Source organism: Streptomyces sp. NPDC107765 (assembly GCF_055657085.1).
Genome location: NZ_JBVKBL010000021.1, coordinates 130,257 through 148,165, shown reverse-complemented (window position 1 = coordinate 148,165; position 17,909 = coordinate 130,257). Strand labels below are relative to the sequence as shown.

The window sequence follows — 17,909 nt, the reverse complement described above, 5'->3', positions numbered from 1 at the left end:
GGTTGATAGGCCAGATATGGAAGCGCCGTAAGGTGTGGAGTTGACTGGTACTAATAGGCCGAGGGCTTGTCCTCAGTTGCTCGCGTCCACTGTGTGGTTCCCGGGTTGCGAACAGTCGCAGCGTCGGTTGAACCAGCTTCACTTTAATTAACTGAAGAGTGTGCTTGTTCGCTCGAACCCGATAGGGTTTCGGTGGTCATAGCGTTAGGGAAACGCCCGGTTACATTCCGAACCCGGAAGCTAAGCCTTTCAGCGCCGATGGTACTGCAGGGGGGACCCTGTGGGAGAGTAGGACGCCGCCGAACAATCTTTCAAGGACCCTTGGTCCCAGCGACATGCTGGGACCAAGGGTCCTTTTGTTTTTCCGAAGCGCGCCGAAGTCGTCGGTGCGTGAGAATGAATGCAGTACCGAAGACAGGAGTCACGTCGATGTCCACCAACTCTTCCGACGATCGTTCGGAGCGCCGGCCGCAGCGGCGTGACGACGGTGACCGCGGTGGTTTCCGGCGTGACGACCGGGGGCCGCGGCGCGACAGCCGTGGCGACAACCGCGGTGGCGACAACCGCGGCGGTTTCCGCCGGGATGACCGGCCGTCCGGTGGTGACCGGGGCGGTTTCCGGCGCGACGATCGCCGTGACGACCGGCGTGATGACCGGCGTGATGACCGCGGGGGCTTCCGGCGGGATGACCGGGGTGGCGAGCGCGGCGGATTCCGTCGTGACGACCGTCCGTCGGGTGACCGTGGTGGGTTCCGTGGCGGCGAGCGGCGTGATGAGCGGCCGCGTGGGCCGCGGCGTGATGATGAGCGCAGCGGCGGGTTCCGTCGGGACGACCGGGGCGGGGAGCGTCCGGCCTTCCGCCGTGATGACCGCGGGTCGGGTGACCGGGGCGGATTCCGTCACGATGACCGCGGTCCGCGGCGGGACGACCGCGGTGGTTTCCGGCGGGATGACCGGCCGTCCGGCGGTGATCGCGGTGGTTTCCGGCGGGACGACCGTTACTCCGGTGGCGGGCGCGGTGGTTTCCGGCGGGACGACCGGCCGTCCGGCGGTGACCGGGGCGGTTTCCGGCGGGATGACCGGCCGTCCGGCGGTGACCGGGGCGGTTTCCGGCGCGACGATCGCCGCGATGACCGGCGGGACGACCGCGGTGGTTTCCGGCGGGATGACCGGGGTGGCGAGCGCGGCGGATTCCGTCGTGACGACCGTCCGTCGGGTGACCGCGGTGGGTTCCGTGGCGGCGAGCGGCGGGATGAGCGGCCGTCCGGTGGCGACCGTGGTGGCTTCCGTCGCGATGACCGGCGGGACGAGCGGCGGGATGACCGTGGTGGGTTCCGGCGCGATGACGAGCGGGGCGGGCGCGGCGGGTTCCGGCGGGACGACCGTGGGCCGCGGCGGGACGACCGTGGCGGGTTCCGGCGGGACGACGAGCGCGGTGGGCGCCGGCCGTACGGCGGCGGGCGCGGCCGGGACGACCGCCGGGACGACCGCCGGGACGACCGTCGCGACCGGGACCGGGAGCCGATCAAGCGGCTGCCGATTCCGGACGACGTCACCGGTGAGGAGATCGACAAGGACGTCCGGCAGGAGCTGATGAGCCTGCCGAAGACGCTGGCCGGGGACGTCGCCAGGAACCTGGTGATGGTCGCGCGGCTGCTGGACGAGGACCCGGAGAAGGCGTACGGGTACTCGCGGGTGGCGCTGCGGCTGGCGTCGCGGGTCGCGGCGGTGCGGGAGGCCGCGGGCTTCGCGGCGTACGCGGTCGGCAAGTACAGCGAGGCGCTGGCGGAGTTCCGGGCGGCGCGGCGGATGACCGGCAGCGTGGAGCTGTGGCCGGTGATGGCGGACTGCGAGCGTGGGCTGGGCCGGCCGGAGAAGGCGCTGGCGATGGCCGGCGAGCCCGAGGTGCAGAAGCTGGACCGGGCCGGGCAGGTCGAGATGCGGCTGGTCGCGGCGGGTGCCCGTCGGGACATGGGGCAGGCGGACGCGGCGGTGGTGACGCTGCAGAGTCCGGAGCTGGCCTCGACGGCCGTGCACCCGTGGACGGCGCGGCTGCGGTACGCGTACGCCGATGCGCTGCTGGAGGTCGGGCGTGAGGGCGAGGCCCGGGACTGGTTCGCCAAGGCGCTGGAGGCCGACCAGGGCGGTACCACGGACGCCTCGGACCGGCTGGCCGAGCTGGACGGTGTGGAGTTCACCGACGTGCTGGAGGAGTCCGGCGAGACGGAGGAGAACGGCGACGCGGACGGCGGTGACCGGCCCGAGCAGGGCTGACAGTCGCCGGATGAGGTGACGGCGAAGGGCGGGACCCCGGTGGGGTCCCGCCCTTCGTCGTTGCGGGGGGTGTCCGGCTCAGCGGGCCGGTGCGTGGGGGGCGATCGGGTTGCGGAGGGTGCCGATGAGCTGGAGGGCGCCGGCGGGGTCCTGGAGGTCGACCATCTGCTGGTTGTTGCGCAGCTGGAGGCGGTTCAGGCAGGAGAGCGCGAACTCGTCGGTGAACATGTCGTACTGCGCGAACCTGTCGGCCAGGTGGGGGTGGGCCGTCTGGTAGTCGGTGACGCACTCGGCGACCGTGCGCCAGAAGGTGTCCTCGTCGAGGATGCCGCGGTCGTCGAGGGTGGCGGCGAGGAAGCGGAAGAAGCAGTCGAAGACGTCGGTGAAGACGGAGAGGAGCTTCTTGTCCTCGGGGACGTCGGCGCGGATGCGTTCGACGGCGGGCGGCAGAACCGCGTGGGTGGGGGCACCTCCCTGGCCCTTAAGGCCTTGGGGGACCATGACGGCGATCTCCTCCGCGATGTCCTTGAAGATCACGCGGGCCACGGCGCCGTCCTCGACGACCAGGATGGCGTTCTCGCCGTGCGGCATGAAGACCAGGTCGTAGGCGTAGAAGGCGTGCAGGACCGGGACGAGGTAGCCGTCGAGGTAGCGGCGCAGCCAGACGGCCGGTTCCAGGCCGGACTCCTCGATGAGGGCGCCGGCGAGGGAGTCGCCGTCGCGGTCGGTGTGGAGGAGGGAGGCCATGGTGGCCAGGCGCTGGCCGGGTTCCAGGGTGGGGACCGGGCTCTCCCGCCAGAGGGCGGCCAGCATCTTCAGGTACGGGGAGCCCTTTTCGGTGGCGGCCTCGTACTGGCGGTGGTGGTAACCGATGGCGGCGCGCTCACGGATGATCGAGAAGCGGGCGGCGCGGAAGGTGTCGTCGGCGTCGATCAGGCGGGCGAGCCAGTCGTTGATGGCGGGGGTGGCCTCCATGTAGGAGGCGGACAGGCCGCGCATGAAGCCCATGTTGAGGACCGAGAGGGCCGTTTTGACGTAGTGCTTGGCCGGGTCGGTGGTGTTGAAGAAGGTGCGGATGGACTGCTGAGCGAGGTACTCGTCGTCGCCGGGGCCCAGGCAGACCAGGTGCTGCCGGGCGATCTCGGCGGCGAAGGTGACGGACAGCTTGTTCCACCACTGCCACGGGTGGGTGGGGAAGAGGTAGTAGTCGGCGGGGTCGAGGCCGAGGCCGGTGAGGGTGGTGGTGAAGCGGGTGCGGGTCTCCTCGGGGAGTTCGGCGCGGATCAGGGTGTCGTAGTCGAGGCCGGCGCCGGCGGTGAAGGTGGCGTGGTCGCGGCGGGCGGCGAGCCAGATGAGCGTCAGCGGGCTGGCGGCCTCGGGGGCGTAGGCGTGGTACTCGTGGATGCCGAAGCCGAGGCGGCCGTTGTTGGCGACGAAGCAGGGGTGGCCCTCGGTCATGCCGGTCTCGATGGCCTGGAAGCCGGACTTGGCGAGTTCGGCGGCGGAGGGCTGGTCGAGGCCGAGCTTGTAGGCGGTGCCGGAGAGGGTGGAGCTGATCTCCTCCAGGTAGACCGGCAGGATCTCCTGGCCGAGGCCCAGGGCCGTGCGGAGCTCGAGGAAGAACTCCAGGGCGTCCAGGGGGAGTTCGTCCGGTCCGCGGTGGCGGGTGATGCTGTCGGCGTCGACCTGCCAGTGGTCGAGGGCGGCTCTGCGGGCGGCGAAGCGGTATTCGGTGCTGCCGTCGTCGCTGCGTACGGCGTAGTGGCCGTCCTGCGGCAGGCGCTGGGGGGTGAGCAGCCGCTCGTGGGCGAATTCGGCCAGGCCCTTGCGGATCAGCAGGCGGTTGGCGCGGGCCCACAGGGCGGGGGTGAGGTGGGCGACGGCGTCCTGGGCGGTGGGCATCAGTGGTCTCCTCGGGCGGCCAGGAACTGGTCGCGGGTGCAGGTGCTCAGGTAGGCGTCCTTGGCGGGCAGCGAGACGGTGCGCCGGATCTCGAAGCCGACGGCCTTGTTGAGGGCGTGCACGGCGGTGTTGCGGGTGTCGGGTTCGACGACGACGCGGTGGGTGGCCGGGTCGGCGAAGAGCATGTCCATGACGGTGGTGAGCACCGCGCGGGTGAAGCCGTGGAGGGGGGTGGCGGTGGGCGCGGTGAGGAAGTGCATGCCGATGTCGCCCGGCTCGGCGGCGTGGATGCCGACCAGTTCGCGGTGGGCGGGGTCGTAGCGTTCCATCAGGAAGGCCGGGGTGCCGTTGTGCAGGCCGAGGAAGGCGTCGTGGTGGGGGTCGGCGGCGATCCGCGCGAACTCCTTCTCGACGGCGGCGAGGTCGCAGTCCTGCATCAGCCAGAAGACGGCCTTGGGGTGGGTGACCCAGGAGTGCAGGACGGCGGCGTCGGCGGCGGGGTCGACGGGCCGCAGGGAGAGCTCCCCCAGAGCGGGATCGGTGCGGGTGAAGACGGGGGTACTCACGCGGGTATCTCCATGGGGTGGTGCGGGCCGGCCGGGGCGGCGAACTCCTGGAAGGCGATGGCCTTCTCGACCGGGTAGTACTCGCGGCCGAGCAGCTCGCGGACGAGGCACGAGTTGCGGTAGGCGGCCATGCCGAGGTCGGGGGTGACGAAGCCGTGGGTGTGCAGCTCGGCGTTCTGCACGAAGATGCCCTGGCCGGTGGTGTCGATGCTGTAGTTGCGGGCGACGGCGTAGCGGCCGGCGTCGTCCCAGGCGATCCGGTCGCGGACCGGTTCGAGGAAGTCCGGTACGCGGTAGCGGTAGCCGGTGGCGAGGACCAGGCCCTGGGTGTCGAGGGTGAAGTCGGTGCCCTGTTCCTCCTGGCGCAGGCCCAGGGTATAGGTGCCGGAGGTCTCGTCGTAGGAGGCCGTCCGGAGGGCGGTGTTGGTGAGCAGGCGGGTGCGGACCGGGCCGGCCAGGCTCTTCTGGTAGAGCAGGTCGAAGATCTCGTTGATCAGCTCGGAGTCGATGCCCTTGTAGAGGTGTTTCTGGGTGGCGTTGAGCCGGTCGCGGGTGGCCCGGGGGAGGGCGTGGAAGTAGTCCACGTACTCCGGTGAGGTCATCTCCAGCGTGAGCTTGGTGTATTCGAGGGGGAAGAAGCGCGGCGAGCGGGTGGCCCAGGTCAGGTGGTAGTCGTGGGCGTCGATGTCCGTGAGGAGGTCGTAGTAGATCTCGGCCGCGCTCTGGCCGCTGCCGATCAGGGTGATCGAGTCCTTGGCCTGGAGGGCGGGCTTGGCGTCCAGGTAGCCGGCGTTGTGCAGCAGGTCGCCGCCCAGGCCCTGGCACGCCTCGGGGAGGTGCGGCGGGGTGCCGGTGCCGAGGACGAGTTTGCGGGCGCGGAAGGTGCGGCGTTCGCCGGTGGGGAGGTGCTCGGCGTGGACGGTGTACAGCTCCTCGCGGGCGTCGTACTCGACGGTGGTGACGCGGTGTCCGAAGCGGAGGGTGTCGAGTTTGCCGGCCGCCCAGCGGCAGTAGTCGTTGAACTCGGCGCGCAGCGGATAGAAGCTCTCGCGGATGTAGAACGGGTAGATTCGCCCGGATTCCTTCAGGTAGTTGAGGAAGGAGAACGGGGAGGTCGGATCGGCGAGGGTGACCAGGTCGGCAAGGAACGGCACCTGGAGGTGGCTGCTTTCCAGCATCATGCCGGGGTGCCAGTCGAAGGACGGTTTGTCGTCCAGGAACAGGCCGTTGAGTCCGTCGATCGGCTCGGTCAGGCAGGCCAGGCCGAGGTTGAAGGGGCCGAGGCCGATGGCGAGGAAGTCGTAAGGGGCGGACACGGGGTCTCCGATGGGGGGTTCGGCTCGGGGAGGGTCAGCGCGCGCTGAGCGCCGGCCGGGGCTGCTCGGCGAGGAAGGCGCCGGCGTGCTCGGCGATCAGGTCGAGGACGGTGGCGATGTCCTCCAGGGTGGTTTCGGGGTTGAGCAGGGTGAACTTGAGGTAGTGGCGGCCGTCGACCTTGGTGCCGGCGACGATCGCGTCGCCGGAGGCGAACAGCGCTTCGCGGGCGTGCAGGTTGACCCGGTCGGCGAGCTCGGGGTCCGGGTCGGCGCTGGGGACGTAGCGGAAGACCAGGGTGCTCAGCCGGGGTTCGGTGACCACTTCGAAGCGGGGGTCGTCGTGGAGGAGTTTCCAGGCGTCGGCGGCGCGGTCGATGACCTCGTCGAAGAGTTCGCCGACGGCCCGGGCGCCCATGATGCGCAGGGTGAGCCAGAGTTTGAGGGCGTCGAAGCGGCGGGTGGTCTGGATCGACTTGTCGACCTGGTTGGGGATCCGGGCCTCGGCCATCCGGCGCGGGTTGAGGTAGTCCGCGTGGTAGGTGACGTGCCGCAGGGTGGCCCGGTCCCGTACCAGGACGGCGCTCGAACTGACCGGCTGGAAGAAGGACTTGTGGTAGTCGACGGTGACGGAGTCGGCGCGCTCGATGCCGTCGAGGAGTTCGCGGCGGCGGGAGACCAGCAGTCCGCATCCGTAGGCGGCGTCGACGTGCATCCAGGCGCCGTGGCGGGCGCACAGGTCGGCGATCTCCGGGAGCGGGTCGAGGGAGCCGAAGTCGGTGGTGCCGGCGGTGGCGACGACCGCCATGGGTATCAGGCCGTCGCGGTGGCAGCGGGCCAGTTCGTCGGCCAGCGCGTCGGTGCGCATCCGCTTTTCGGCGTCGACGGGGACGGTGATGACGGCCTCGGCGCCCATGCCCAGCAGGGTGGCGGACTTGCGGATGCTGAAGTGGCTGCAGGCGGAGGTGAGGATGCGCAGCCGGGGGAGGACGTCGGTGAGCCGGGTGTCCGGGGAGCCGTCCCGGGCCGGTTCGCGGCGGCAGGCCTCGTCGCGGGCGAGCAGCATGGCCTGGAGGTTGGACTGGCTGCCGCCGCTGGTGAAGATGCCGTCGGCCAGCTCGCCGAGGCCGATCCGGGCGGCGGTCCAGTCGATCAGCCGGCGTTCGATGAGCGTGCCGCCGGCGCTCTGGTCCCAGGTGTCCAGGGAGGAGTTGACGGCGGAGAGGACGGCCTCGCCGACCAGGGCGGGGATCACCACGGGGCAGTTGAGGTGCGCGAGGTAGCGCGGGTGGTGGAAGTAGACCGCGTCGCGGAGGTAGACCTCTTCGAGTTCGTCGAGCGCGGCGGCCGTGTCGTGCAGCGGTGCGTCGAGGTCGACGCCGGCGATCGCGGGGGCGAGGCGGTCGACGGAGATGCCGGTGAACGGGCGGGCGGTACCGGCGATTTTGGCGCTGATCCGTGTGACGCTCTCGGTGACCGCGCTGTGGTAGCGGTGGGCCGTCCCGTTGTTGAGCAGATACGTCCGGCTGTCGGCCGGGTCCTCGGCGGAGTGCGCGAGGAGACTCATGAAGGTGTCCTCCCTGGTGCGGAGTTGACCACGTCCTGCGCAGGGTGGGGTGTGCGCAGGGGCAGGGAGGCCCGCCCGGTGACGTAGTGAGGTAAGCCTAACCTAACTACATCCCAGGTGGGGAGACGGGGCCCGGACCGGACCCCGTCCGCGGCTCAGTTGTCGTCCTCCAGCGTCCGAAGCACCAGCCCCGTGGCGGGCTTGGGCCCGAACGACGTGGACTTGCGGGGCATCGTCACACCGCACTCGGCGAGTTGACGGACGGTCTCCTCGGACGTGGCGCGCATCAGCAGGGCCGATCCGCCGTGCCGGGCGGCGTGGGCCACGGCGGCCTCGGCGTGGTGCAGATAGCCGATGTCCGACGGGTGGTCAGGGATGTGCCAGACCTCGTCCAGCAGGACGGAGTGCAGCACGGTGGCGTCCAGCCGCCGCCACGCCTCGGGCCGGTCCCGGCGGATCGTACGGTCCAGCAGCTCGGGATCCGGGCGGTCCAGGAGGTGGAAGGTGTCCGGTCCGCCGCTGAGGACGAAGGCCGTACCGGGCGTCTCCTCCAGGGCCCGCAGGGCGTCCGGCAGCTCGCCCGCGAGCGGACGGGTGCGGAAGGCACCGGCCAGCTCCGCCAGCGCCTTGGCGGGCGGCAGATGCGGCAGTACGCGGTGGATGGCGCGGACCTGGAGCGGGTAGCGGGCGGTGTCGACGAGCAGGACCAGGCCGGACGCCCAGGGGGAGGCGGCGGTGGCGCCCGGCTGCTGCTCGTACAGCCGCTGGTAGGTCGCCCAGCGGTGGTGGCCGTCGGCGATCAGCGCCTGCCGGCGGGCGAGGTCCGCGTCGATGGTGGCGAGGTCGGCGGGGGCGGTGACCGCCCACAGGCGGTGGGTGAAACCGTCCTCCGTGGTGGTGGACAGCAGCGGGGTGCCCTCCACCACGCGCTCGATCACCGCGGTGGCGCCGTTCGCCGGATTGCCGCCGCGGTACGACAGCAGCAACGGCTCGAAATTGGCGGCCGCGGCGCGCATCAGCGCGGCCCGGTCCGCCACGACCTCGGGGATCACGTCCTCGTGCGGCAGCACCGGGCCGTCCAGGCGCAGCGCACCGATCAGCCCGCGCTGGAGCACCTCGCCGGAGCGCTGCTCGTACACGTACAGTGCGGGGTCGGGGTCCTGCGCCAGCACGCCCTCGGCGCGCCAGCGGCGCAGGGTGTCGGCGGCCTGGCGGTGCCGGGCGGCCGGGTCCGCGGCGTGCGGCAGGATCAGCCGGACGATGTTGTACGGATCGGCGGTCTCCAGATGGCGCACCCCCTCCGGCCGGACCACCACGTCGTACGGCGGCGAGGTCACGGCGGTGAGGCTGCTGATCCGGTCCGGGGCGTAGCGCAGTCCGCGGAACGGGAGGAGGCGGAGGCCGTCGGTATCGGTCATTGAAGAATGCTATGCCGCGGGCGCGATGAGGGAAGATCGGGGGACAGTCCGGATGTGGCTGGAAATACCGGTAGGTGCGAGGAGCAGGACGGCATGAACGAGCAGGTTCGCAGGCAGCCCGACGGGAGCCGGCGCGCGCTGAGCGCGGCGTACGACACGGCGCTGCTGGATCTGGACGGGGTCGTCTACGCCGGTGGCCGGGCGATCGCGCACGCCGTTGCGTCGCTGACCTGCGCCCGGGACGGCGGGATGCACCTGGCGTACGTGACCAACAACGCGGCCCGCACCCCGCAGGCCGTCGCCGACCAGCTGTCCGGATTTGGGCTGCCCACGGGTCCCGAGGACGTGATCACCTCGGCGCAGGCGGTGGCCCGGCTGATCGCCGAGCAGGTGCCGGCGGGTGCCCGGGTGCTGGCGATCGGCGGCGAGGGGCTGCTGGTGGCGCTGCGCGAGCGCGGCCTTGAGCCGGTGTTCTCCGCGGACGACGACCCGGCGGCCGTGGTGCAGGGCTACGACCCGTCCCTGGACTGGGAACGGCTGGCGGAGGCCGCGTACGCGGTGCAGCGCGGGGTGCCGTGGTTCGCGTCCAACACCGACCTGACGATCCCCAAGGAGCGCGGGATCGCGCCCGGCAACGGCGCGTTGGTGGAGGTCGTCCGGATCGCGGCGGGCGGGGCGCCCCAGGTGGCGGGCAAGCCGCAGCCGCCGATGCACCGCGAGACGGTGCTGCGGACCGGCGCCCGGCGGCCGCTGGTGATCGGCGACCGGCTGGACACCGACATCGAGGGCGCCCACAACGGCGCGGTGGATTCCCTGCTGGTGCTCACCGGCGTGACCACCCCCGCCGAACTGCTCGCCGCCCCGCCGGAGCATCGCCCCTCCTACGTGGACGCGGACCTGCGCGGGCTGCTCGCGCCGCAGCCGGAGGTGACCGCGGACGGCGGTGGCTTCCGGTGCGGTGGCTGGCGGGCCGAGGCCGCCGGCGGCGTGCTCGCCGTGGCGGGCGAGGGGGAGCCGCTGGACGGGCTGCGGGCGCTGTGCGCGGCGGCCTGGACGCAGGCGGGGAACGGCAGTTGCCGGGCCGACGCGGACAAGGCGCTGGCCCGCATCGGGATGTGAGGACGGCGCCCCGGGGCCCGGCGTGCGGCGGGGCCCCGGCGCTCGGCGGCCGATGGCTCAGTCCCGCTCGGCCGCCGCGGTACCCGCCGACAGCTCGGCGAGCAGGTCCTCCTCGGAGGCGCCGCGCCGCCAGTAGCCGGTGAACTTGACCGCGCGGCGGTCGAAACCGCGCTCGCGGACCAGATGACGGCGCACCGCCTTGACGGTGCCGGACTCCCCGGCGACCCAGGCGTACGGCGTGCCGGCGGGCAGCGCGGCGGTGCGCAGCGCGTCGAGCACCGGCTCGTGGTGCGCCGCGGTGGCCGGGTCCCGGACGAGCCAGGTGACGTCGGCGTCCGCGAAGGTCGGCAGCGGCTGCCGGTCGTCCTCGTGCCCGATCTCCAGGAAGACCTTGGCCTGGGTGCCGGGGGAGAGCCAGGAGAGGATGCCGGCGATCGCGGGCAGCGCCGTCTCGTCGCCGGTGAGCAGGATCCAGTCGGTGCCGGCCGGCGGGCGGAAGTCGACGCCGCCGTTGTCCTCCACGGCCGGGGCGAGGACGGTGAGCCGGTCGCCGGGCCGGGCGGCGGCGGCCCAGCGGGAGGCCGGCCCGCCCTTCGTCGCGGAGGCGCCCGGCTCCGCGCCGTGCAGCGCGAAGTCCACGTCGAACTCCCCGGAGTCCGGGCGCTGTTCACGGATGGTGTACGAGCGCATCACCGCACGCTCGGCCGGGTCCTGGGCCCGCCAGGCGGTGTACCAGCCCTCGCCCAGGTCGTCGAGGACCGGGCGGTCCTGGTGGGGTTGCGGGAGGAAGAGCTTGAAGCGCTGGTCACGGCCGCCGGAGGCCAGTTCGTCCAGCCGCTCGCCGCCGAAGGTGACCCGCAGCATGGCGGGGCCGAGCCGCCGGGAGCGGACGACGTGCACGTCGAAGAAGCGGAACGGGGTGGTGGCGGGGGCGGCGGTCGTGGTCATGCGGGAACCTCCCGGACGGTGGTGGGGGTGGGGGCGGCCGTGGGGACGCGCGGGTGCGGGCGGGCGGTCCGTCGCGGCCGGCGGACGTGCGGTGCGGACGGCCCGGGGCCGGTCCGCGCGGCACGGCGGTGTGTCAGCTGACCTTCTTGGCGCTCTCGACGTCCTTGGCCAGCGTCTCGATGAGCGGTGCGGAGCCCGCGTAGGAGAAGCGCGGCTCGCTCGACCACGGGGTGATCTGGCCGGCCTTGACGGCGGGCAGCTTCGCCCAGGAGGGCTTCGCCGCCAGGTCCTTGGGCTGGAGGGTGGCGGTCCGGTTGTCCAGCAGGAGCACGTCCGCCTTGTACTTGTCGGCGTTCTCCCAGCTCAGGCTCTCGAAGTAGCCGCCCTTGTCCAGGTGGTCGGGGACGATCAGGTCGACGCCGAGGGACTTGTAGTACATCAGGTCGGCGTTGATGCCGGGGTTGGAGGCGTAGAACAGGCCGGGGCTGCCGGAGCAGGCGAGCACCTTGACCGGGTTCGACCTGGCGGCCTTGCGCAGCTTCTCGGCGGCCTTCTCGAAGCGGGACTTGGCGTCGGTGACCTTCTTGGCCTTGAGGTCGGCGCCGAGCGATCCGGCCAGTTCGGCGTAGCGCTCGATGATTTTGACGAGCGGGACGCGGGAGGAGGTGAGGGCCACGGACCTGGCCAGCTTGGTGATCTTGTCCTTGCTGTCGTCCGGGACGAACCACAGCGCACCCGGCTCGTACATGTTGGTGACCAGCAGATCCGGCCGCAGCCCCGCGAACTTCTCGACGTTGAACTGGCCGTAGGCGTTGCCGATGATGGTGACCTTGTCGACGTCGAGGTCGCCGGCCTGCGGGTCGGGCTTGCCGTCCTTGAGCTTGGTGGGGCCGAAGACGCCGACGATCTGGTCGTCGATCCCGAAGTCGTGCAGGGCGGCCGCGGTGCCGGTGAAGGCGACGATCCGCTGCGGGGTGCCCTTGAGGGAGACCTTCTGCTTGCGGTCGTCGGTGAAGCTCCAAGGGCCGCCCTGGGCACCGCCGTTGGCGTCCGCCGCCCCCTTGCCGCCGCCGCACGCGGCCAGCAGGGCGCCGATGCCGACGGCGCCGCCCGCGGCCAGGACGCCGCGGCGGGACAGGGATACGCTTCGGGAAGTGCTCATGGTGGCTGCGCTTCTCTCTGGGAGGGCCTGCAAGTCGAATGTGAGGGTAGGCTAACCTAACTACCGTGTTGGTCGACAGTCCCCCCGAAGCATCAACGGCCCCGGCCCCCACGGCACCCCGGAGGCGGCACGCCCTGCGCTCCGCGGGACTGCTCGGCTCCGTGGCCGTCCTCGCCGCCGTCGTCGTCCTCGGCATCGCCGTCGGCGCCAAACCGATCCCGCTCGACCAGGTGTGGCACGGGGTGTTCCACTACTCCGGCACCGACACCGACGTGGTCGTCCACGACGTGCGCATCCCCCGCACCCTGCTCGGCCTGTTGGCCGGCGCCGCCCTCGGCCTGGCCGGCACCGTCATGCAGGCACTGACCCGAAATCCCCTGGCGGACCCCGGAGTTCTCGGTATCAACGCCGGCGCCTCGGCCGCCGTCGTCTCCGCCATCAGCTTCTTCGGCATCACCTCCCTCACCGGCTATGTGTGGTTCGCGTTCGCCGGTGCCGCGGTCGTCTCGGTCGCCGTCTACGTCCTCGGCGGCACCCGCAACGCCACCCCCGTACGGCTCGCGCTGGCCGGCACCGCACTGACCGCCGTCCTCGTCGGCTACATCAACGCCGTCAACCTCACGGACACCGCGGCGCTCGACAAGATGCGCTTCTGGACGGTGGGTTCACTGGCCGCCGCCACCGCGCCGACGGTCACCCACGTCGCCCCCTTCCTGGCCGTCGGCGGGGTCCTCGCGCTGCTGCTCGCCCGCCCGCTCAACGCCATCGCGCTCGGCGACGACCAGGCGCGGGCACTGGGCACCCGGCTCACCCGCACCCGGGTCCTGGCGATGGTCGCGGTCACCCTGCTGTGCGGCGGCGCCACCGCCGCCTGCGGCCCGATCGTCTACGTCGGCCTGATGGTTCCGCACGTCGTACGGGCCCTCACCGGCCCCGACCTGCGCTGGATCCTGCCGTACTCCGCGGTGCTCTCACCGGTCCTGCTGCTCGGCGCGGATGTCCTCGGACGGGTGGCGGCCCGCCCCGGCGAACTCCAGGTCGGCATCGTCACCGCCCTCATCGGCGGACCGGTCTTCATCTATCTCGTACGACGGCGGAGGATGGCTCAGCTGTGAGCGTCACTGTGAAGTCCGGGCGCACGAAGCCCGCGCACGGCACGAAGCGCGCGGCGACGCTGCGCACCAAAGGCGGGGCCCAGGGCGGGCTCTCGCTGCGCCTGGACGTCCGCGCCGTGGTCGTCGGACTGGTGCTGCTGGTCCTCGCGCTGGCCGCCGGCATCGCGCTGATCGGCTCCGGCGACTACCCGATGACGCCGGGCGAGGTGGTCGCCACGCTGACCGGCGGCGGCGACCCCGGCGCACAGTTCATCGTGCAGGACCTGCGGCTGCCCCGGGTGCTGGTGGGGCTGCTGGTCGGCGCCGCGTTCGGGATCGCCGGGGCGGTGTTCCAGACCGTCTCGCGCAATCCGCTCGGCAGCCCGGACGTCCTCGGCTTCGCCCAGGGCTCGTCGGTCGGCGCGCTGACCGCCATCGTCTACTTCCAGGCCGGGACCTTCGCGGTCGCCGCCGGAGCGGTCGTCGGCGGCGTGGCCACCGGAGTCGCCGTCTTCCTGCTCGCCTGGAAGCGCGGCATCCACGGCTACCGCTTCGTGCTCGTCGGCATCGGGGCCGGCGCCATGCTCTACGCGATGGTCCTCTACCTGATGACCAAGGCCAACATCGTCGAGGCGACCCGCGCCACCACCTGGATGACCGGTTCCCTCAACGGCCGCGACTGGGACCAGGTGGGGCCGCTCGCCGCCGTCTGCGCCGTCCTGATCCCGCTGGTCCTCCTCTACGGGCGGCCGCTGCGGATGCTGGAGATGGGCGACGACGCGGCGTACGCACTGGGCGTACGCGTCGACCGGGTGCGCATCGTCGTGCTGCTGGCAGCCGTCGTTCTGGTCGCCGCGGCCACCGCGGCGGCCGGGCCGATCTCCTTCGTGGCGCTCACCGCACCTCAGCTCGCCCGGCGGCTGACCCGCGCGCCCGGCCCCAACCTGCTGCCCGCCGCCCTGATGGGTGCCGTACTGCTCGTCGCCGCCGACTGGGCCTCCCAGCGGCTCTTCGGCGCCGACCAGCTGCCGGTGGGCGTGCTGACCGGTGTCCTCGGCGGCGGATACCTGCTGTGGCTGCTGGCCGTCGAGCGGAAGGCCGGGCGGGTATGAGCCCCGGGCCACCCGGGCCACCGCGACGACCGCAGCGCGACCACGTCCCCACCACCCCAGGAGCTTTCGAAGTGAGCCGTCTCACGGCCGAGAACGTCACCCTCGCCTACGACCGGCGGGTCATCGCCGAGAACCTCTCGGTCGCCATTCCCGACCGGTCCTTCACGGTCATCGTCGGCCCGAACGCCTGCGGCAAGTCCACGCTGCTGCGCGCCCTCTCCCGGATGCTCAGGCCGAGCGCCGGATCGGTGCTGCTGGACGGCGCGGCGATCTCGTCCCTCCCGGCCAAGAAGGTCGCCAGGACGCTCGGTCTGCTGCCCCAGTCCTCGGTCGCCCCGGACGGCATCACCGTCGTGGACCTCGTGGCGCGCGGCCGCTACCCGCACCAGGGGCTGTTGCGGCAGTGGTCGGGCGAGGACGAGCGGATCGTGACGGAGTCCATGGCGGCCACCGGCGTCGACGGGCTCGCCGACCGCTACGTCGACGAACTGTCCGGCGGCCAGCGCCAGCGGGTCTGGATCGCCATGGCGCTCGCCCAGCAGACCCCGCTCTTCCTCCTCGACGAGCCCACGACCTACCTGGACATCCAGCACCAGATCGAGGTCCTGGACCTGTGCGCCGAGCTGCACGAGGAGCAGGGGCGGACGCTGGTCGCCGTGCTGCACGACCTCAACCACGCCGCCCGCTACGCGACCCACCTCATCGCCATGAAGGACGGCGAGATCGTCGCCCAGGGCCCGCCCGCCGACATCGTCACCGCGGACCTGGTCGCCCGGGTCTTCGGCATCAGCTGCCAGGTCATCGACGACCCGGAGACCGGCACACCGCTGGTCGTGCCCGCTGCGCGGCAGCCGCGCGGCGGCCGGGCGGCACGGCAGGCGGCCGACGAGACGGTGGGGACCGCTACAGCAGGGTCCTGAGGCGCAGCAGATCGCGCAGTCCGGCCTCCAGCTTGACCCGGCCGCTGCCCCAGGCCCGGGCGAAGTTCAGCCGGCCGTCCACCAGCGCGACCAGATCGTCGCCCGCCATGGACAGCCGGATCTCGGCCTTGTCCGGGGGCGGGCCGGGCACGCAGGTCACGTCCTGGATGCTGCCCTGGGCCAGCCGCCCGAGGAACGTGACCTCCAGGTCGGTGATGCGACAGCTGAGCGAACGGTCGAGCGCGGCGGCGCCACGGACCTTGCCGTCAGCCGAGGACAGGTTCTGGGCCAGCCGGTCGAGCGCGGCACGGCACTGGTCGAGGGTTGCCATCCCGATCGACGATACGCCAGGTCGCCGGACCGCCGGTCCGCCCCGGGCACCCGCCCGCCGAGGTAGCGTCGGGGGCATGGAACAGTCCACGCCCGGCCCAAAGCCGGAGGCAGCCGGCGGCACGGAGCAGGCCGGACCCGCGCGGCCGGCCACAAGCGCCGGGGAGGCGGCGACCGGCGGGCAGGCCGCGGCCACCGAGGCGGCCGGGCCCGAGCCGCTCGGCGTCGCCGTCACCCCCACCGGCCAGGCCGCGGTCGACGCCGGACTGCGGCGTCTCGCCGATGCCGACCACCTGCCGGTGGGCGGACACCTGAAGGTGTACGAGGATGTGCACCGCGGGCTCCGCGACGTACTGGCCGGTCTCGACCAGCACCCCGGGCCGCCCGCACCGTCCTCCACGACGCACGACAACAGGAGCTGAACCACAGGTGGCAGGAGTGGCACGACGCCGACTCGACGCGGAGCTGGTGCGCCGCAAGCTGGCCCGCTCGCGCGAGCACGCCAGCCAGCTGATCGCCGCGGGCCGGGTGACCGTCGGCGGTACCACCGCGAGCAAACCGGCCACCCAGGTGGAGACCAGCGCGGCCGTGGTCGTCCGCGCCGACGACAGCGACCCGGACTACGTCTCGCGCGGCGGTCACAAGCTCGCCGGGGCCCTCGCCGCCTTCGCCCCGCACGGCCTGAAGATCGAGGGGCGCCGGGCGCTGGACGCCGGCGCCTCCACCGGCGGCTTCACCGACGTCCTGCTGCGGGCCGGCGCCGGCCATGTCGTCGCCGTCGACGTCGGATACGGCCAGCTCGCCTGGTCCCTGCAGAGCGACGAGCGGGTCACCGTGAAGGACCGCACCAACGTGCGCGAGTTGACGCTCGATCAGATCGACGACCGGCCCGTCGACCTCGTCGTGGGTGACCTCTCCTTCATCCCGCTGGGGCTCGTGCTGCCCGCGCTGGTCGGCTGCGCGGCGCCGGACGCCGACCTGGTGCTGATGGTCAAGCCGCAGTTCGAGGTCGGCAAGGAGCGCCTCGGCAGCGGCGGGGTCGTGCGCAGCGCCGCGCTGCGGGCCGAGGCCGTCACGGCCGTCGCGACCCGGGCGGCGGAGCTGGGACTTGGCGTACTTGGAGTAGTTGCGAGCCCGCTGCCCGGACCTTCCGGGAATGTCGAGTACTTTCTGTGGCTGCGCGCCGGGGCGCCTGCACTCGACCCGGCGGATGTCGACCGTGCAGTGGCGGAGGGGCCTCGTTGACCACAACCCAGGCAGTTGAAGGCAGCGCAGCACACGAGAACACCGGAGCCGGGCGGACGGTGTTCCTGCTCGCACACACCGGCCGCCCCGCGGCCGTCCGCAGCGCCGAACTCGTCGTCCAGGGGCTGCTGCGCAGCGGCATCGGGGTGCGGGTGCTGGCCGAGGAGGCCGCGGACCTGCCGCTGCCGCCCTCGGTCGAACGCGTCGAACTGGAGCAGTGCGCGGCCGAGGGCTGCGAACTGATCGTGGTCCTGGGCGGGGACGGGACGCTGCTGCGCGGCGCGGACTTCGCCCGGACGTCCGGCGTCCCGATGCTCGGCGTCAACCTCGGCCGGGTCGGCTTCCTCGCCGAGGCCGAACGCGACGACCTCGACAAGGTCGTCGACCGGGTCGTCACCCGCGCCTACGAGGTCGAGGAGCGCATGACCCTCGACATCCTCGTCCGCAACAACGGCAACATCGTGCACACCGACTGGGCGCTCAACGAGGCGTCGGTGGAGAAGGCCGCGCGCGAGCGGATGCTGGAGGTCGTGACCGAGGTCGACGGCCGGCCGGTCTCCCGCTTCGGCGGCGACGGCGTGGTCTGCGCGACCCCCACCGGCTCGACCGCCTACGCCTTCTCGGCCGGCGGCCCGGTGGTCTGGCCCGAGGTCGAGGCGCTGCTGATGGTCCCCATCAGCGCCCACGCCCTCTTCGCCAAGCCGCTGGTCACCTCGCCGCACTCGGTCCTCGCCGTCGAGGTCCAGCCCAAGACGCCGCACGGCGTGCTGTGGTGCGACGGCCGCCGCACCGTCGAACTCCCCGCCGGCGCCCGCGTCGAGGTCCGCCGCGGCGCCGTACCGGTCCGCCTGGCCCGGCTGCACCACGCCTCCTTCACCGACCGCCTGGTCGCCAAGTTCGCCCTCCCGGTGGCGGGCTGGCGGGGAGCGCCCCACTAGC

At 72.3% G+C, this 17,909-nt stretch carries 16 protein-coding genes, 1 rRNA gene and 1 pseudogene; 10 read left to right on the top strand and 8 right to left on the bottom strand.

The genetic code is table 11. The features are described 5' to 3' along the window. Window positions 1-188 precede the first annotated feature (188 nt). The 3 genes and pseudogenes from rrf (at window position 189) to ACZ7MX_RS35845 (ending at window position 2,274) form a co-directional block, all read left to right on the top strand. Window positions 189-305, top strand: a 5S ribosomal RNA gene (gene rrf / locus ACZ7MX_RS35855). A gap of 277 nt (window positions 306-582) precedes the next feature. Further along, a pseudogene (locus ACZ7MX_RS35850) lies at window positions 583-1,230 on the top strand (DEAD/DEAH box helicase); the annotation flags it as partial. 303 nt (window positions 1,231-1,533) lie between these two features. Next, a complete protein-coding gene (locus ACZ7MX_RS35845) occupies window positions 1,534-2,274 on the top strand; it encodes a tetratricopeptide repeat protein (protein ID WP_472138411.1) in 741 nt (246 codons plus the stop codon). Window positions 2,275-2,352: 78 nt separating this feature from the next. Here ACZ7MX_RS35845 and ACZ7MX_RS35840 read toward each other — a convergent pair whose 3' ends face one another. The 5 genes from ACZ7MX_RS35840 to ACZ7MX_RS35820 form a co-directional block, all read right to left on the bottom strand. Further along, a complete protein-coding gene (locus ACZ7MX_RS35840) occupies window positions 2,353-4,176 on the bottom strand; it encodes an IucA/IucC family protein (protein WP_472138392.1) in 1,824 nt (607 codons plus the stop codon). Continuing rightward, window positions 4,176-4,742 carry a GNAT family N-acetyltransferase gene (locus ACZ7MX_RS35835; protein ID WP_472138391.1) on the bottom strand — a complete coding sequence of 189 codons (567 nt, stop codon included), beginning with the start codon at window positions 4,740-4,742 and terminating at the stop codon, window positions 4,176-4,178. Before ACZ7MX_RS35835 ends, ACZ7MX_RS35840 begins: the two co-directional genes overlap by 1 nt. Beyond that, window positions 4,739-6,058 carry a lysine N(6)-hydroxylase/L-ornithine N(5)-oxygenase family protein gene (locus ACZ7MX_RS35830; RefSeq protein WP_472138389.1) on the bottom strand — a complete coding sequence of 440 codons (1,320 nt, stop codon included), beginning with the start codon at window positions 6,056-6,058 and terminating at the stop codon, window positions 4,739-4,741. Before ACZ7MX_RS35830 ends, ACZ7MX_RS35835 begins: the two co-directional genes overlap by 4 nt. 34 nt (window positions 6,059-6,092) lie before the next feature. Further along, complete coding sequence (locus ACZ7MX_RS35825) at window positions 6,093-7,622, bottom strand: pyridoxal phosphate-dependent decarboxylase family protein (protein WP_472138387.1); 1,530 nt, start codon at window positions 7,620-7,622, stop codon at window positions 6,093-6,095. A gap of 155 nt (window positions 7,623-7,777) precedes the next feature. Further along, complete coding sequence (locus tag ACZ7MX_RS35820) at window positions 7,778-9,040, bottom strand: DUF1015 family protein (protein WP_472138385.1); 1,263 nt, start codon at window positions 9,038-9,040, stop codon at window positions 7,778-7,780. A gap of 93 nt (window positions 9,041-9,133) precedes the next feature. Between ACZ7MX_RS35820 and ACZ7MX_RS35815 the strand changes: the two genes are divergently transcribed. Beyond that, window positions 9,134-10,159, top strand: coding sequence for an HAD-IIA family hydrolase (locus ACZ7MX_RS35815; RefSeq protein ID WP_472138383.1), 1,026 nt, complete (start codon window positions 9,134-9,136; stop codon window positions 10,157-10,159). 57 nt (window positions 10,160-10,216) lie between these two features. Here the strand turns inward: ACZ7MX_RS35815 and ACZ7MX_RS35810 are convergent, their stop codons facing one another. Beyond that, window positions 10,217-11,107 carry a siderophore-interacting protein gene (locus tag ACZ7MX_RS35810; protein WP_472138381.1) on the bottom strand — a complete coding sequence of 297 codons (891 nt, stop codon included), beginning with the start codon at window positions 11,105-11,107 and terminating at the stop codon, window positions 10,217-10,219. Window positions 11,108-11,240: 133 nt separating this feature from the next. Beyond that, entirely contained in the window at window positions 11,241-12,269 is a 1,029-nt protein-coding gene (locus ACZ7MX_RS35805; protein ID WP_472138379.1) for an ABC transporter substrate-binding protein, read from the bottom strand. 65 nt (window positions 12,270-12,334) lie between these two features. On the opposite strand from ACZ7MX_RS35805, the gene ACZ7MX_RS35800 reads away from it, so the two are divergent. The 3 genes from ACZ7MX_RS35800 to ACZ7MX_RS35790 all read left to right on the top strand — a co-directional run bounded on the left by ACZ7MX_RS35800 (window position 12,335) and on the right by ACZ7MX_RS35790 (window position 15,395). Further along, a complete protein-coding gene (locus tag ACZ7MX_RS35800) occupies window positions 12,335-13,384 on the top strand; it encodes a FecCD family ABC transporter permease (protein ID WP_472138377.1) in 1,050 nt (349 codons plus the stop codon). Further along, window positions 13,381-14,475 (top strand): FecCD family ABC transporter permease, encoded by a 1,095-nt coding sequence (locus ACZ7MX_RS35795; protein ID WP_472138375.1) that lies wholly within the window; start codon window positions 13,381-13,383, stop codon window positions 14,473-14,475. Before ACZ7MX_RS35800 ends, ACZ7MX_RS35795 begins: the two co-directional genes overlap by 4 nt. A 71-nt stretch (window positions 14,476-14,546) precedes the next feature. Further along, window positions 14,547-15,395, top strand: coding sequence for an ABC transporter ATP-binding protein (locus ACZ7MX_RS35790; protein ID WP_472138374.1), 849 nt, complete (start codon window positions 14,547-14,549; stop codon window positions 15,393-15,395). Here the strand turns inward: ACZ7MX_RS35790 and ACZ7MX_RS35785 are convergent. Then, window positions 15,379-15,726, bottom strand: coding sequence for a sterol-binding protein (locus ACZ7MX_RS35785; RefSeq protein WP_472138372.1), 348 nt, complete (start codon window positions 15,724-15,726; stop codon window positions 15,379-15,381). The genes ACZ7MX_RS35790 and ACZ7MX_RS35785 overlap by 17 nt on opposite strands. Window positions 15,727-15,802: 76 nt before the next feature. Between ACZ7MX_RS35785 and ACZ7MX_RS35780 the strand changes: the two genes are divergently transcribed. The 3 genes from ACZ7MX_RS35780 to ACZ7MX_RS35770 are packed head-to-tail and all read left to right on the top strand — an operon-like array spanning window position 15,803 to window position 17,908. Further along, entirely contained in the window at window positions 15,803-16,147 is a 345-nt protein-coding gene (locus ACZ7MX_RS35780; RefSeq protein ID WP_472138370.1) for a hypothetical protein, read from the top strand. Between the two features lie 7 nt (window positions 16,148-16,154). Then, window positions 16,155-16,970 carry a TlyA family RNA methyltransferase gene (locus ACZ7MX_RS35775; protein WP_472138368.1) on the top strand — a complete coding sequence of 272 codons (816 nt, stop codon included), beginning with the start codon at window positions 16,155-16,157 and terminating at the stop codon, window positions 16,968-16,970. After that, window positions 16,967-17,908, top strand: a complete 942-nt coding sequence (locus ACZ7MX_RS35770; RefSeq protein ID WP_362148833.1) for an NAD kinase — start codon at window positions 16,967-16,969, stop codon at window positions 17,906-17,908. Before ACZ7MX_RS35775 ends, ACZ7MX_RS35770 begins: the two co-directional genes overlap by 4 nt. The last annotated feature ends 1 nt before the right edge of the window (window position 17,909 follow it).

What these genes read in the sequence shown, in the direction of transcription:
- ACZ7MX_RS35780 (WP_472138370.1), top strand. Translation starts at nt 15,803, where the DNA reads ATGGAACAGTCCACGCCCGGCCCAAAGCCGGAGGCAGCCGGCGGCACG.
- ACZ7MX_RS35785 (WP_472138372.1), bottom strand. Translation starts at nt 15,726, where the DNA reads ATGGCAACCCTCGACCAGTGCCGTGCCGCGCTCGACCGGCTGGCCCAG.
- ACZ7MX_RS35825 (WP_472138387.1), bottom strand. Translation starts at nt 7,622, where the DNA reads ATGAGTCTCCTCGCGCACTCCGCCGAGGACCCGGCCGACAGCCGGACG.
- ACZ7MX_RS35820 (WP_472138385.1), bottom strand. Translation starts at nt 9,040, where the DNA reads ATGACCGATACCGACGGCCTCCGCCTCCTCCCGTTCCGCGGACTGCGC.
- ACZ7MX_RS35815 (WP_472138383.1), top strand. Translation starts at nt 9,134, where the DNA reads ATGAACGAGCAGGTTCGCAGGCAGCCCGACGGGAGCCGGCGCGCGCTG.
- ACZ7MX_RS35810 (WP_472138381.1), bottom strand. Translation starts at nt 11,107, where the DNA reads ATGACCACGACCGCCGCCCCCGCCACCACCCCGTTCCGCTTCTTCGAC.
- ACZ7MX_RS35805 (WP_472138379.1), bottom strand. Translation starts at nt 12,269, where the DNA reads ATGAGCACTTCCCGAAGCGTATCCCTGTCCCGCCGCGGCGTCCTGGCC.
- ACZ7MX_RS35840 (WP_472138392.1), bottom strand. Translation starts at nt 4,176, where the DNA reads ATGCCCACCGCCCAGGACGCCGTCGCCCACCTCACCCCCGCCCTGTGG.